The organism is Pareuzebyella sediminis, assembly GCF_008367235.1.
GTDB lineage: Bacteria > Bacteroidota > Bacteroidia > Flavobacteriales > Flavobacteriaceae > Pareuzebyella > Pareuzebyella sediminis.
Window position 1 is genome coordinate 219806 of sequence record NZ_VTZS01000002.1, and the last position, 14943, is coordinate 234748.

Consider the following 14943-nt stretch of genomic DNA (forward strand, 5'->3'; position numbering starts at 1 on the left):
GATTGCGCTAATACCCCTTGATGCTTACAAAATTACGTCTACTTTTTTCAACTGCCATATTATTTTTTTCCTTTTACGTATCTGCACAGGGTGAGTATTGGAAAAAGACATCGATGCGGGGTAGTTTTCCAAAGGAAATATCGAAGCGTTTAGATACCGAGAATGGAAAGATTTTTATGCTTGAGGAGGGTGTTTTTAAGCGAGAGCTTGAGACCGTTTCCAAGGCCGCTAAACGTTCCAAGGTTATTTATTTTCCTGATGTTTCTGGAAAGATGGTCGCCTATAGGGTGTTCGAGACTCCCGTACTGGCTGCCGACCTTACCAAAAAGTATCCCGAAATAAGGTCTTATACCGGTCATTCGCTAGACAATCAATCCGATAAGATACGCCTAAGTGTTTCCCACAAAGACATTCAGGCCATGATTGTGCACGGCGATGGTAGTCAGAACAGTTTTATTCAAAAGGCCTCGACAGATCAATATATTTTGTATTCGCGAAATGCTACGTCTGCGAAGGAAGCCAATTTTATCTGTGCGACCAAAGATAAGGTCTCTATATTAAATGCATCAATTTCGGCTAAGCCGGTTAATGAACAGGTGTTACGGAAGTATCGATTGGCCGTTTCCGCCACTGCTGAATACTCGACCTATCACGGGGGTACGGTGGCCGATGCCCTAGCAGGGATCAATGCTACCTTAACACGTATCAACGAAGTGTTTGAAAGGGATCTTGCGGTGACCTTAGAGCTGGTCGCCGACACCGATAAGGTTATTTATACCGATACCGAAACAGATCCATATGGGGGCAGTCTGAGTACCTTGGGTTCTGAGGGCCAGCAGGCATTTACTGATGAGATTGGAGAACAAAACTACGACATCGGCCATGTTTTTCACAAGGGTTTTAACGGCGGGAATGCCGGCTTTATCGGTGCCATTTGTGTAGATAATAAAAAAGGGAGTGCCTATGCATCTAGTGAAGTACCGGAAGGCGATATCTTCGATCTTGATTTTGTGGCCCACGAAATGGGTCATCAACTAGGGGCGAACCATACATGGTCATACGAACTGGAAGGAACCCTTGTGCAGGTTGAGCCCGGTAGCGGAAGTACTATCATGGGCTATGCGGGTATCACTGAGAATGATAATGTACAAAGCCAAGGCGATGATTATTTTCACTACGTGAGTATTGAACAGATTATTGAAAATTTGAAGACAAAAAGCTGTGGCGAAGTCATATCCATTCTAAATAACCCTCCTGAAGTGTCGCCCATAGGAGACTTCGTTATACCAAAATCTACAGCCTTTCAACTGACGGGAAGTGCTACGGACCCAGATGGCGACATGCTTACCTATGCATGGGAGCAAATAGATAATGGGGTAGTTACTAGAGCGACCTTTGGCCCCACAAACCCTGGGGGGGCTAACTTCAGATCAAGGGCACCAAGCACTGATCCAACGCGATATTTTCCACTATTGTCAAGAGTCATGAGTGGCAATTTGACCCAAGTATCCCCTTCGGAAGGTGCGGCTTGGGAGACGGCATCCGATGTCGAAAGGGAAATGAATTTTGCTTTTACGGTTCGCGACAATGCGGTGGGCGGAGGGCAAGTGGTTTCCCGATTGGTCAATGTTTTTGTATCCAACAGCGCAGGCCCCTTTCAGGTAACGTCCCACACAGATAGTGCGACCTACATTGCCGGGGAGAAACAGCAAATCACTTGGGATGTAGCAGAAACAAATTTGATGCCTGTGAATACGCAGGCCGTTGATATTTTACTATCTACCGATGGTGGGCAGACTTTTCCCCATATTCTGGCCCAGAATGTTGTAAATGATGGTTCTCATGATATCGTGGTGCCTGGGCTTCCTACTGATGAAGCCCGAATCATGGTCAAGGCGGCAGGTAATATTTTTTATGCCGTAAATGAGAGTGATTTTGTAATTGAAGCTTCAGAAATCGTAATGAACTTTTCCGAATTGGAGTTCGAAGTCTGTCACTTCACCGACTTGACCATCCCTTTTACGTATGAGACTTTTCTTGGTTTTACCGAAGAAGTCACGTTTAGTATCGATGATGCTCCTGTAGGTTTGGGCGTTTCTTTCGTACCGTCTACTGCAACGTCAAACGGAACCAAGGTAGAACTGTTGTTCGAAGATACCGAAAATGTTCCCCAAGGTCATTATCCAATAACGATAACGGCTACTTCAGCAAGTGTTACCAAAAATATAACTGCAGTCCTGAACATTTATGACAATACGTTCTCCGATGTGTTGCTATTAGCACCTGTAAACGGACTTGAAGGTGTTTCTACAGGTATGCTTTTGCAATGGGAAGAAAATTCTACCTATACCTCTTATGAGGTCGAAATCGCCACGGATATTTCATTTACCAATATTGTGGAAGCGACCACGGTAGCTGTGAACTCTTACGTCCCTACCGGACTTGAGAATGAAACGACCTATTTTTGGAGGGTGAAACCTCTTAACATATGTGGCTCGGGAAATTTTAATACTCCGTTCAGCTTTACTACTCTCTCCCTTGATTGTGACAATAAAAGTGCATCGGACCTACCCCTTAGTATCTCAAGTTTTGGTCGCCCGAAAATAGTATCAAAAGTGGCTTTTTTTGAAGATTTGCCCGTTTCCGATATCAAGGTCAATTTAAATATTGACCATAGTTTCTTGGCCGACTTGGTGGTCAGGCTAACGTCACCTGCAGGTACTACGGTGACCCTTATATCCAATTCTTGTGGAGAGCTTCAAAATCTCAACGCTACTTTCGATGATAGTGCTTCTAGTTTTATTTGTGGTGCTCAGACGGGTATCGCTATTTCAGGAACGGTTAAGCCCTTGGGGGCTTTAAGCTCTTTCAAAGGGGAGTCAATTTTTGGGGAATGGATTTTAGAAGTTTCCGATAATGCGTCTTCCGATGGCGGTTCGCTTAATAGTTTTTCACTGGATATTTGCGTGGAAGGCAGTTTTCGGCCTGATGCAGATAACGATGGGGTTTTTGATGATGGCGATGATCTCTGTTTGGGCACTCCGGAAGGAATTGAGGTCAATGCATCCGGCTGCCCGATTAATTATTTTCCGAATGATAATTTTTCCATTTTGGTTCAAAGTGAATCATGCCGTAACAATGATGACGGTTCGGTATTCATTGAGGCGATGCTTCCTCTTGATTATATAGTCAACATCGTGGGTAATGGTCTAGATGTTACCGATAGCTTTACCGAGAGTTTTATGCTAACAGATTTGACCTCTGGCACTTACACCTTATGTATCGAAGGGTCCGATGCGAATTTTGAATATGAGCCATACTGTTTTGATGTGGTCGTGGTACAGCCAGAACCCCTAGGGGTTACTTCAAAGATAAGCGACGACGGAAAGCAGGTAGTCATCGCCATGACCGGATCAGATCGCTATACCATAGAATTGAACGGAAAGGTTATACATACCGAAAAATCGGAAATGACTTTAGACTTGGGTTCTGGCACAAATATTTTAAGGGTATCTACGAACCTGCCTTGTCAGGGTATATTTGAAGATCATATGTTCGTTACTGATCAACCGATTGTATTCCCGAACCCCTTCGATGAGCGTACACAGGTATTTTTGGGAGAAACCCATGAGAAGATAACCGTTGATGTGTTTACTATCGACGGACAATGGATACGAAGTAGCGATTATTATCCTATTACCAACAAAATCGATCTTGAATTCGCGGGAATACCCCCGGGCATCTATTTTGTAAAATTTAAAGGGGATAATATACAGGCAGCCACAAAACTTATCAAGCGATGAAGAGAATCTCATTGATTTTTATGACTTGTATTGTCTTTTTGGGTTGCAAAAAGAAAGACAGTCCCAATTCTCCCGAAAAAGCACTGCTTACTGCACCGGCCAAGAATTCGGAATGTACACCGGTTCAGACAACAACAGGAACCAGTAATGTAGTAAGGTTCAGCTGGCAAGTTGCAGATTACACCGATCTTTACGAATTACGGGTCACCAACCTCAATACAGGAACTGTTCAAACAAAAAGCACGTCAAGTACGGTGGAGACACTTTCTTTAGAAAAAGGCATAGCCTTTTCATGGGTAGTTGTCTCAAAGAATTCACAGACTACGACAACAGCTACAAGCGATTCGTGGTTTTTTTATAATCCTGGGAGTCAAACGACCTATACCCCTTTTCCAGCAGAAATTGTTGCCCCGAAGTCAGGTAGTACCATCATCAAGGATATTAATAATGAAGTCACTTTAGATTGGGAAGGGACTGACATAGATGGTGACATAGAAAGTTATGAAATCTATTTTTCTACGGAAAACCCTCCTGAAACTTTGATTGCCACCCTGAACGCGAACACTACAGAGCAAAAAGTGAGTGTAGCTTCGAATACGGTGTATTATTGGAGAGTGATTACCAAAGATGCAGCCGGTAATTCTTCAGATACCGGCACCTTTGATTTTAGGTGCCATTAAATTCATTCATGGTATTTTTAGGGCCTGCGAATACGTAGGAACGTAGTAGCGCAACAGATCGGTCCAATCGCTCAGGTAAGGCCTTGATCTCATCTTCATTCCATTCTCCCAACACATATTCTATTTGCCTTCCTTTACCGAAATCGGAACCGACGCCGAATCGAAATCTATGGTATTGTGAGGTTCCCAGCACCTTTTGAACATCTTTTAGGCCATTGTGGCCCCCGTCACTTCCTTTGGCCTTCAGTCGTAAAGTTCCAAAAGTAAGATTGATATCATCGGTGATGACCAAAACATTGTCCAAAGGAATATTTTCCTTGTCCATCCAATATTTAAGGGCTTTTCCGCTGAGGTTCATGTAGGTAGAGGGTTTTAGGCAGAGAATGCTTCTTCCCTTGATTTTTAATGTGCCAATATCTCCCAGCTTGGCAGTTTCGAAAGAAAAGTTTTCGGCTGTGGCAAGAGCATCCAATATTTTGAACCCGATGTTATGGCGGGTCTCACTGTACTTTTCCCCTATATTTCCCAATCCGACAAATAAATATTTTTTCATGGTATCTTCTTCTGGTAGTATGTTTTTTTCTGTGCGGAACAAAGATTTTAAAAAGTGAAACACGACTATCGTTTTTCCTAAAATACAAAAGCGCCCCGATTGTACGGGACGCTTTCAAATTATTTATAAGGAAAATTTATTCTTGGCTTTCCCCATCTTCAGCTCCTTCACCTTCGGCACCTTCGGTTGCTACGCCTTCAGCTCCTTCTACGCCTTCTGCTTCCTCGTCATCTTCGACTACGACGGCCGCACGTTGCGTCTTAATTTGCACCACAACGGTTGTATCGGGGTGCAAAATGGTGAAATCGTCATTGAGAAGCGATTCCACGGTGATGTTATCACCGATTTTTAATTTCGAAATATCAATGTCGAAGAAATCGGGTAATTTGTCGGGTAAGGCCCGAATGGCCAATTTACGTTTTCTAAAAAGTAATCGACCACCGTTCCGAACGCCAGGGGCATTTCCTTGAAGACGCACTGGAATATTCATGGTTACCTCTTTGTCTTCGAAAAGTTGATAAAAATCAATGTGCAAGATTTTATCCGTTACCGGATGGAATTGGATGTCTTGCATAATGGCTCTTATCTTATCTTTTCCCAAGTCAACCTTTACGGTATGGGCTGCCGGAGTATACACTAAATCCCTGAACGCTAGTTCGTCTGCTGAAAAGTGTAGCGGTTTTTCCCCTCCGTATACTACGCAAGGAACCTTTCCAGCATTACGTAGGGCCTTCGTTGCCTTCTTGCCCACGCTTTCTCTTTCTGATCCTTTGATTGTAATTGACTTCATTTTATGTATTAAAAATTAATATTTCTTATTTGTTATGGGTGTTGCCACCGGTGATTACATCAAAAATTTGGAGGCGATTGAGGTATTATGGTGTACCCGATGCATTACATCGGCAAAAAGGTTGGCGCAACTCAACACCTTCAATTTATCGCTCTGTTTTTTTATGGGAATGGAATCGGTTATAATCAATTCCTTCAACTTTGACTTTTCGATTTTTTCGAAAGCACCGCCGGATAAGAGGCCATGGGTCGTAATGGCCCTAACGCTTATTGCACCGCGCTCCATCATCAAATCCGCAGCTTTGGTCAAGGTGCCGGCCGTATCGACCAGGTCATCTACAAGAACAACGTTTTTACCCTGTACATCACCGATTAGCTCCATGTGCGATATGACATTGGCCTTCGCCCTTTGTTTGTAGCAAATAACAACATCGCTCTGTAAGGCTCTTGAATAGGCATACGCCCTCTTGGATCCTCCCATATCGGGAGAGGCTATGGTCAGGTTATCAAGGTTCAGATTTTTCAAATAGGGCAAAAACAGGGTAGAGGCATACAGGTGGTCTACGGGCTTTTCGAAAAAGCCTTGAATTTGATCGGCGTGCAGATCCATCGTGATAATACGTGTAGCACCTGCCGTCTCAAGCATTTTCGCAACCAATTTTGCGGCAATAGGCACTCTTGGCTTATCCTTTCTGTCTTGCCTTGCCCACCCAAAATAGGGCATTACCGCTGTAATATGTCTTGCCGATGCCCTTTTTGCGGCATCGAGCATCAATAACATTTCCATGAGGTTTTCGGGTCCGGGATGGGTAGATCCAATGACAAAAATTCTCGAGCCCCGAATGGACTCCTCATAAGATGGTTGAAACTCACCATCGCTGTATCTCGAGAAGATAACGTTCCCTAAGTTTTCACCGTAAGACTCGGCGATTTTCCGACCCAGTTCAGAACTTTGGGTACAGGCAAAAATTTTAGGTTCGGGAACTTGATAAGGCATTGGTAATCTATTGTGAACTAGTTTCTTGACAACCCTTTTTTCAAGGGAGGTGCAAATTTAGAAATTTATTTGTGTTGCTAAAGGATAAATGTTGATATTTTTAGGTGGGAAATAAAATAATTTTATAGTTTTGCAATCCGTTTTTGCCTTGGTGGCGGAACTGGTAGACGCGCTGGATTCAAAATCCAGTGTCTTCGGACGTGTGGGTTCGATTCCCACCCAAGGTACTTTTAAGCCCTGTCAATCATTTGATTTTCAGGGTTTTATGTTTTTTTAAAGTGATGTAGGAGTAACGGTTTTTAATAAAAAAGTCTTTATTCCCCTTTAAAAAATTAGGTAGGGAGACAATATTTTGCAATGTGAATCTGGCTTGGTAGGTTCAATACAAATAGAATGAACAACAAGGTTGTTCAAGAGAGTTCGACAATTTGCCATTCCCTGTTTCCTGAGCGATATACGTTTAGGTTTTTGAACCCTATTGCATAGTGTGCCTGAAGCGAGCGCTCGTTCGTGGAATCGACTTCGGTAATGATTGTACTGTATTCTGGCCGAAGTACGTCTAACATGGTGCGGTAAAGCATTCGAAAAATTCCTTTTTTCCGATATTTTTTTTCGATGCATATTTGACCCATCGCCATATAGTCGACAACTTTAGGAAACAGGGCGTTAATTTCTTTGAACATTGGTCGTAGCACTTCAATATCTTCCGCAAACTTGGGGTGCATACAAAGGGCATATCCTACAACTTGTCCCTGAGATTTGGCTATTAAATGGGGGCAGGCGTCATTCATTTTTTCAAGCATTTCAAAGGTGTGCACGACGGTTACGAATCCTTCCCTCTCCCTTTCCAATTGGGAAATGGCCATGGGTAGGTTCTTCCGCTGTAGGGCCAGAATTTGATGGAGTTCTTTTTTCGAATGTACCCGACCGTACGTAATCAAAACTATTCGATTTTAAGCCAAGCTTTTCTGTTGTTCAATTGGCTTGGGTTAGGTTGTTCATCGAATTTTTCCATCAAATGGATACCATATTCAGGGTTTTGTTCCAACACTACCGAGGCAGTTTTTAAAACTCCGAAACGCTCAAATTCGACGGAGAGCGTATCACCCACGGCGAACCTCTTGAGGAAAGTTTCGAATTGTTGTCCATCAGGGAAAGGCGACCCGTTGATGCCGGTAATAACATCTCCGTTATCAAGTTTTGCAGTGTAGGCCGGGCTTCCCTTTTTTGGATGGGTTACAATAGTGCCATTACCATCACCATTAAGGGATGCGGAAGCTCCAAAATATGCTTCTTCAATGTTTTGGGAAAGTACTACGCCCACGGATTCAAAAAGACGTTTATAATTTGGCATACCGCTTTTATAAATGTATTTGTCAAAGAAATCGTCGGCAAAGGTGTTTCCTGCGTATTGCCCCAAACTTTTTTGTAAGTCTAAAAGCGTATAAGGTATTTCGGGCTTTCCGTAGGTTTGCCAAACCTGTGTCATAAAATCGTCAAGATTCAAATCATTTTGCCTTAGTGAGAGGTCAAGGGCCAAGCCCAGCATGCTGCCATAGGAGTAGTAAGAAATGAACGTATTTTCGCGGTTCATTGGATCAATAGAGGTTGCGGCATCAACAAAAGGGGCCTGATAACTCATTTCAATAGGATTGAACAATTCACGGGCCGGTGAGTTCCAGACATAATTAAAAGTGCCCGTCAACCCTTCGACATACTTTTCCGGAGAAATGATTCCTGCTCTACATAAAAGCAAATTCGTGTAATAGCTGGTAAAGCCTTCGGCAAACCATAGGGCCCCACTCATGTTGACTTCCTCAAAATCAAAGGGCTCCAGAGACTTGGGCCGAATGCGTTCTACGTTCCATGCATGAAAAAATTCGTGGGATACGGTGCCGATATTTCCTTCCATTCCCCCCTCTGCGAGACCGCGACTACTGGTCAAAACGGTAGAGTTGCGATGTTCCATACCATCTCCGGAGGCATTGGCCACATAGCATGCCAAGAATGTGTAAGTACCATAGTCGAAATCAGGGAGCTCCCCAAAGACCCTCTTTTCGGCCATAACTATTTTCTTGACCTTTTCGAAATACGCATCCAGTTGTTGATCCGTACCGTTATGATGCAGCACAAATCGGATTTTCTGGTTTTTTCCATTTCGGGGCGTTTCGAATTCGCGAAGTCCATAGTCACTGATTTCAACGGGACTATCCATAAAGTAACTGAGATTAGGGGCGGTATAAGTGGTGCCTGAAACCAAGGGAAGCTGTGTGGCTACTTTCCATTTTAGGTCTTTCCTGACCTTAAAAGTAATCTCTATATCACGTTCATGCAACTGGGGGGCATACATAAAAGTGGCAGGTATGTTCAAATGGGCATGGGTTTCGTCAACTTGTGAATAGGTGCCATCGGCACGGTTGGCAAATAGGGTATAGCTGAGATTTATAGTACCGTCGTGACCGCTTACCAACCATTGATAGGGGTCGGGTCTTGATATGGTTAAAGGTTTGCCTTTGTGATTGGTAGCCTTAACATCATAGACGTTCTTGGCAAACTCGTGAAGGGCGTATCTGCCAGGTGATGTCCTGCTCATTCTGAAGGCAACGGTATCATTTTTTAGGTTCGGAAAGTTCGCATTGATTCGCGCTTCATGATGCACCGCATTTTCAAAGGATATTTCATAACTAATGGTTTGGGCTTCAATAGCCGATGCCGTGAAAAGGCAAAACCAAAAAATATAGGTTTTCATCGTTCTTTCGGTAGCTTTGTTCCAGCGAAGATACTACTTAACATGACGATATGTTACATTTGCCACTATGGATGACCTACCAAAAAAATTGAGGGAAAGATTGTCAGCGAGGTCTGCAAAAGGACTTTTAAGGTCGCTTCCGGGCATCGAAGACTTGATAGATTTTTCTTCCAATGATTATTTGGGTCTTTCCAATATTTCCAAAATAGCCGAAATGGCCGCTGTTTTATTGGAGGAAAAGGGTTTGGGGCAGGGTGCGACCGGTTCCCGACTGATATCAGGTAATCACTCTCTTTATGCCAAACTTGAAGAAACCCTGGCTACTGTTCATAAAAGTGAATCGGCCTTGGTTTTCAATTCGGGCTATGACGCCAATATCGGATTTTTCAGTGCGGTACCGCAACATGGTGATGTTATTTTGTACGATGAATATATTCATGCTAGTATTCGGGACGGTATTCAGCTGGCCAAAGCAAAAAGCTATAAGTTCTCCCATAACGACGCTTATGATATGCAAGAAATAGTGGTGCGTTTGAGGGAGCGTGGGCAAATGAATAGTGGTACTGAAGTTTATGTAGTTACCGAATCGGTATTCTCTATGGACGGTGATTCACCCTACCTAAAGGTATTTGCCGATAATTGCCGCGAACAAGGGTTTCATTTGGTTGTTGATGAGGCACATGCCATTGGGGTGTTGGGCAATAATGGAACAGGGCTCGTTCAGAAGCTCGATTTGGAAACTCAAGTCTTTGCGCGTATCGTCACCTTTGGAAAGGCCATAGGAAGTCATGGGGCGGCCGTATTAGGAGGAAAGTCATTAAGGGACTATCTGATCAACTTTGCCCGTAGTTTTATCTATACGACGGGCTTGCCGCCACATTCCATTGCTGCGACACTGGCATCCTACAATTATCTTGTGTCGAGCGGGCGGGAATTAAATCGATTAAGGCGAAATATTGATCTTTTCAATTCGGAAATCGAAAGGCTTCAATTTAATGAGGCCGGGAATGGAGCTGCACAAGTGCTTTTTTTACCCAGTAGTTCGGCTATTCATTCCTGTATCATTCCTGGAAACCTAAAGGTTCGTTCGATTGCTTTTAAAATTAGGGCAGAGGGTTTTGACGTCAGGGCCATCATGGCCCCTACGGTACCGGAGGGTCGGGAGCGCCTGCGATTTTGTCTTCATAGTTTCAATTCAAAAGAAGAAATTGTACGGGTTTTGCAATTATTGGCTATTTTTACCAAAGAGGTATAACTAATTACATCGGTTTGGTCGTACGATATCTTGAACATATAAATAACAAAGAGATTTTTAGTACGGTTGCTACTTTTCAATATTCCACGGAGGCACAGATCGTAAAGGGTCGTTTGGAAGCTGAAGGGATACGGGTTTTTGTTTCCGATAACCTTACTATCGATACAGACCCTCTAGTAAGCAATGCTATCGGAGGGGTCAAACTAAAGGTGCATTCCGAGGATAAGGCGGAGGCCATGAAAATATTAAGGTCGATCAGTAGGTACTCCATTGATGATACCGGCAAGGAGATTACCTGCCCGAGTTGTAATAGTAATCAGATCGATTACTTTACCGGAATCGAGGATTTTAAATCATTGGTTTCCTTTTTAGTGGGATTTTTACTCGGGGTATTGCCTTTTTATACCGCATATAAATATCGATGTGAAAATTGTAAAAACAAGTTCAATATAGCATGAAGCAAATTTTCGTAACCGGAATATCAACTGGAGTAGGTAAGACTATTGCCTCCGCAATTATGGCTGAAGCCCTTGAGGCGGATTACTGGAAACCTGTTCAAGCCGGCGATTTGGACCATACCGATAGCGATAGGGTCAAAAACCTTATTTCGAACCCCAAAACCGTTATTCATGACAGCAGTTACAAATTAACTTCTCCCATGAGTCCCCATGCCGCAGCAGAGATTGATGGTATTGTCATCGATCGTGATGAAATTCGTGAGCCAAATACCGATAATTCACTGATTATCGAAGGTTGTGGAGGCCTTTTGGTACCCTTTAATGAAAGTGATACGGTGCTCGATATTATCATGCCGACTTATCAAGTTATTGTCGTGTCAAGACATTATTTAGGAAGTATCAACCATTCCTTGTTGACCATATACTGGCTGCAACAAAAGGGTTATGACGTATCCGTGCTTTTTAGTGGCAATCCTAACCCACATACCGAAAATATTATACTTCACAAGACCGGTGTTTCACTTATCGGTCGTATAGAGGAAGAAGAACAGTTTGATAAGGCCATCGTAAAGAAGTATGCCGATCGGCTCGCACCCGTTTTAAAAACCCTTTAAAAATGGAAAATCTACTGTATTGGTAAAGTATGGCCCTATGGCTTACTCTATTCTGACCAAAGCCAGGTTGATATCTCCAATGGTAAATGAATAAAGGGGCTGCCGCCCTTCTAAATTGACCACATTAAAGATATAGTATCCTTGTATTTCGCATTGTTGCGTCTTTTCAACCAATTTTTTTCGCCATAGTTCAAGGTATGCTGCGGTTTCGTAAAAACGAAAAGGCACTTGGTCGTGATTCCTTATATGCTCTTGGGAAAAAACATAGAGGGGTTCTTGGTCGCCTGTAATGGCCCTAATTTCTTGGGCAAACATTTTATGGGGCGCGCTTGATGAGTTGACTGCTTTCATAGGAAGTGCAACCTGATCGAAAACCAAGCGACAGATAATAATAAAATTGATAATAAAGAGATGTCTAGCATAGCCAACGGTATTCTTGTGCATAAAGAAAAGCGCCAAAAGTAAAACACCGAAGAATGGCCCCGTATATTTAAGGTATGAAAGCGCTTTGAAATAGTCGAGAAAGGGTATAAAGAAACAGGCAAAAGCTGAAAGCATGATCAATATTTGAAAGAAAGTATGGTAACTAGTGTTTTGCCAGTTTTTATGTCCGAGTTGTAAGAATAATGGGAAGGTCAAAACAGTAATGGCCATGGGGAAAAACATATAGGTGTATCGAATACGTGCACCTGGTGATACAAGGTAGACCAAAAAATTTGCCAAGAAAATAAGACCTAAAAAAACCAAATAGGGCCGAGACCGTTTGTTTTTGAATGCCTCTTTTTTCCAGAAAAAGAGTAAGAACAGGGTGGCTGGAAACAGCACCCCTAAAAAATTTAAAGGAAAAAGCAATAGGTGGCGTATCAAGCCGCCCCATCCTCTTCCCAATACGGTGCGTTGGCTGGTCAGACCCCACATTTCCGAAACATAAGCTCCTAAATCTTCGTATTGGCCATACATGTAAAAATATAGGCCAACCACCAAAATTGATACTCCTGCACATAGTAAATGAGGAATTGACAAAAGTCGTTTCAGGTCCTTTTGGTAATAGAAATAGGTCGTTAGGGTAATGATAACGAAGGCATAAGATGCGAATCCCTTGGTCAAAAAAGCTAGCGTAATAAAAAAATAGGCACAGCCAAAGAGCAAGTAAAATTGTTTTTTTTGGTAAAAGTGAAAGACGCTGTAAATAGAAAGCAATACTAGTAGCGAATAAAAAATGTCTATTTCGGCAGTCACCGAAAAATAAAAATACAGATCGGCACTGACCAAATAGTATAGGGCACTGAGTATGCCAAATCGGTGACTTATATATTTTTTGCCCATAATGTAGGTAATCAGTCCCGTGAGTAGTAACGAGAATGCTGATGGAAAACGAAGGGCGAAGGTGTTAAAACCAAAGATCTTGAGACTGCCGGCTAAAATAATATTCCAAAGGGGAGGGTGGTCATAGAATGTTTCGTCGAGTAGGGTGGTAACTATAAAATTGTTGTTCAATAGCATTTCCAGGGCGACTAGTGCTCGACGGGGTTCTTCCGCATAGAGAGGGGAAATATGCAGGTTGTAGAAAATAGAAACAATATAAACGACAATGGTAAAAAAGGCGAGCCGATTAAGATTTTTATCATCGTTTTTAGAGAAAAATACGGTATCCGAAAATTTCATATCTTCTTAAATGGACGGCCTCAAAGATCATCAAAATACTTGATAAAGAACCTATAATTTACGCATCTTTGTAAGATGGGTTCATTTAATTCAGTTGATCATAAAACTAAGGATTGTCTTTCAGAACGAGATAAAAAGCATCTTTGGCACCCCTTGACACAACATAAACTACATCCTGATATGTTAGGTATTGTTAGGGCGAAGGGTGCAGTGCTATATGATGAGAACGACAAGGAATATATAGATGGCATTGCCTCATGGTACACCAGCGTTTATGGTCATTGTAACGATTATATCATTGAACGGGTGAACCAACAGATGCACAGACTTGACCAAGTTGTTTTCAGTGGTTTTACCCATGAACCCGCCGTACGTCTTTCCGAAGAACTGATCAAGATATTGCCCGCCAACCAAATGAAATTATTTTTTTCCGACAATGGGTCCACTGCTACCGAAATAGGTATCAAAATGGCCTTGCAGTATCATTTCAACAAAGGGGAAAGGCGAAATGTGATGCTGGCTTTCGAGGAGGGATTTCATGGAGATACGTTTGGTGCAATGTCCGTCTCAGGGCTGTCGGTTTACAATGGTCCTTTTGAGGAACATTTTATCGCGGTAGAACGTATTCCCGTTCCTACAAAGGAAACCGTAGAAAAAATTCTCTGCGATCTAGATAAAAAATTAAAGGAGCATTCTATTGCTGGCTTTATTTACGAACCTTTGGTTCAGGGTGCTGCCGCTATGAAAATGCATGATGAGCATAGCCTTGACCGTATTCTGAAATTTCTGAAGGAACACAAGGTACTTACCATTGCCGATGAGGTAATGACGGGTTTTGGAAAAACGGGGAAGCATTTTGCATCGGACTATGTAACCACAAAACCAGACATTATTTGTTTATCCAAAGCGCTTACCGCTGGACTCCTTCCAATGGGCATAACTAGTTGTACTGAAGAGGTGTACGAGGCTTTCTATAGTGATAACATCTCAAAAGGACTTTTCCATGGGCATACCTACACAGCAAATCCATTGGCCTGTGCTGCGGCTTTGGCCGGATTGGAGTTATTACAAACCCCGAGCATGCAGCAAAACATCAAGCGTGTTATGGCATCGCACCAAAAGTTCGATCAAGAAATCAAGCAGCATCCTAAAGTAGCCCGTACCCGGCAACGCGGTATTATCTATGCTTTGGAACTCAATGTGAAAATGGAACGGTATGGCAATTTACGGGACAGATTGTTTGACCATTTTATGGAACAAGGGGTTTTTCTCAGGCCATTGGGCAATACCGTTTATATATTGGCTCCCTATGTTATAACAGATGCCCAATTGCAAAAAATATATGGAACGATAAGAAGTGCCCTAAATTTTTTATAAGAA

12 protein-coding genes and 1 tRNA gene are annotated in these 14943 nt (G+C 42.7%); 7 read left to right on the plus strand and 6 right to left on the minus strand.

The window, feature by feature from the left end; all coding sequences use genetic code 11:
* Window positions 1-20: 20 nt before the first annotated feature.
* Both F2B13_RS07620 and F2B13_RS07625 read left to right on the plus strand, forming a co-directional pair.
* Window positions 21-3803, plus strand: a complete 3783-nt coding sequence (locus F2B13_RS07620) for a reprolysin-like metallopeptidase (protein WP_149303927.1) — start codon at window positions 21-23, stop codon at window positions 3801-3803.
* Entirely contained in the window at window positions 3800-4483 is a 684-nt protein-coding gene (locus tag F2B13_RS07625) for a hypothetical protein (protein ID WP_149303928.1), read from the plus strand. Before F2B13_RS07620 ends, F2B13_RS07625 begins: the two co-directional genes overlap by 4 nt.
* Here the strand turns inward: F2B13_RS07625 and pth are convergent.
* The 3 genes from pth to F2B13_RS07640 form a co-directional block, all read right to left on the minus strand.
* The gene (gene pth / locus F2B13_RS07630; protein ID WP_394348964.1) at window positions 4470-5099 is read right to left on the minus strand and encodes an aminoacyl-tRNA hydrolase; all 630 of its coding nucleotides are present in this window, start codon (window positions 5097-5099) and stop codon (window positions 4470-4472) included. The genes F2B13_RS07625 and pth overlap by 14 nt on opposite strands.
* A gap of 73 nt (window positions 5100-5172) precedes the next feature.
* Window positions 5173-5826, minus strand: a complete 654-nt coding sequence (locus F2B13_RS07635; RefSeq protein WP_149274493.1) for a 50S ribosomal protein L25/general stress protein Ctc — start codon at window positions 5824-5826, stop codon at window positions 5173-5175.
* 54 nt (window positions 5827-5880) lie between these two features.
* On the minus strand, window positions 5881-6822 hold the full coding sequence (locus F2B13_RS07640; RefSeq protein ID WP_149274494.1) for a ribose-phosphate pyrophosphokinase: 942 nt from the start codon (window positions 6820-6822) through the stop codon (window positions 5881-5883).
* Between the two features lie 145 nt (window positions 6823-6967).
* On the opposite strand from F2B13_RS07640, the gene F2B13_RS07645 reads away from it, so the two are divergent.
* A tRNA-Leu gene (locus F2B13_RS07645) sits at window positions 6968-7049 on the plus strand.
* Between the two features lie 183 nt (window positions 7050-7232).
* On the opposite strand, the gene F2B13_RS07650 is transcribed toward F2B13_RS07645, so the two are convergent.
* Both F2B13_RS07650 and F2B13_RS07655 read right to left on the minus strand, forming a co-directional pair.
* A complete protein-coding gene (locus tag F2B13_RS07650; protein ID WP_149303930.1) occupies window positions 7233-7763 on the minus strand; it encodes a GNAT family N-acetyltransferase in 531 nt (176 codons plus the stop codon).
* Between the two features lie 2 nt (window positions 7764-7765).
* Window positions 7766-9571 carry a M61 family metallopeptidase gene (locus tag F2B13_RS07655; RefSeq protein WP_149303931.1) on the minus strand — a complete coding sequence of 602 codons (1806 nt, stop codon included), beginning with the start codon at window positions 9569-9571 and terminating at the stop codon, window positions 7766-7768.
* A 67-nt stretch (window positions 9572-9638) separates the two neighbouring features.
* Between F2B13_RS07655 and F2B13_RS07660 the strand changes: the two genes are divergently transcribed.
* The 3 genes from F2B13_RS07660 to bioD are packed head-to-tail and all read left to right on the plus strand — an operon-like array spanning window position 9639 to window position 11898.
* On the plus strand, window positions 9639-10826 hold the full coding sequence (locus F2B13_RS07660) for an aminotransferase class I/II-fold pyridoxal phosphate-dependent enzyme (protein ID WP_149303932.1): 1188 nt from the start codon (window positions 9639-9641) through the stop codon (window positions 10824-10826).
* 14 nt (window positions 10827-10840) lie between these two features.
* On the plus strand, window positions 10841-11284 hold the full coding sequence (locus tag F2B13_RS07665) for a putative signal transducing protein (RefSeq protein ID WP_232622908.1): 444 nt from the start codon (window positions 10841-10843) through the stop codon (window positions 11282-11284).
* Window positions 11281-11898 (plus strand): dethiobiotin synthase, encoded by a 618-nt coding sequence (bioD, locus tag F2B13_RS07670; RefSeq protein WP_149274498.1) that lies wholly within the window; start codon window positions 11281-11283, stop codon window positions 11896-11898. The genes F2B13_RS07665 and bioD overlap by 4 nt, the downstream gene beginning before the upstream one ends.
* A 42-nt stretch (window positions 11899-11940) precedes the next feature.
* Here bioD and F2B13_RS07675 read toward each other — a convergent pair whose 3' ends face one another.
* The gene (locus F2B13_RS07675) at window positions 11941-13563 is read right to left on the minus strand and encodes an ArnT family glycosyltransferase (RefSeq protein WP_149303933.1); all 1623 of its coding nucleotides are present in this window, start codon (window positions 13561-13563) and stop codon (window positions 11941-11943) included.
* A gap of 75 nt (window positions 13564-13638) precedes the next feature.
* On the opposite strand from F2B13_RS07675, the gene bioA reads away from it, so the two are divergent.
* The gene (gene bioA / locus F2B13_RS07680) at window positions 13639-14940 is read left to right on the plus strand and encodes an adenosylmethionine--8-amino-7-oxononanoate transaminase (RefSeq protein ID WP_149303934.1); all 1302 of its coding nucleotides are present in this window, start codon (window positions 13639-13641) and stop codon (window positions 14938-14940) included.
* The last annotated feature ends 3 nt before the right edge of the window (window positions 14941-14943 follow it).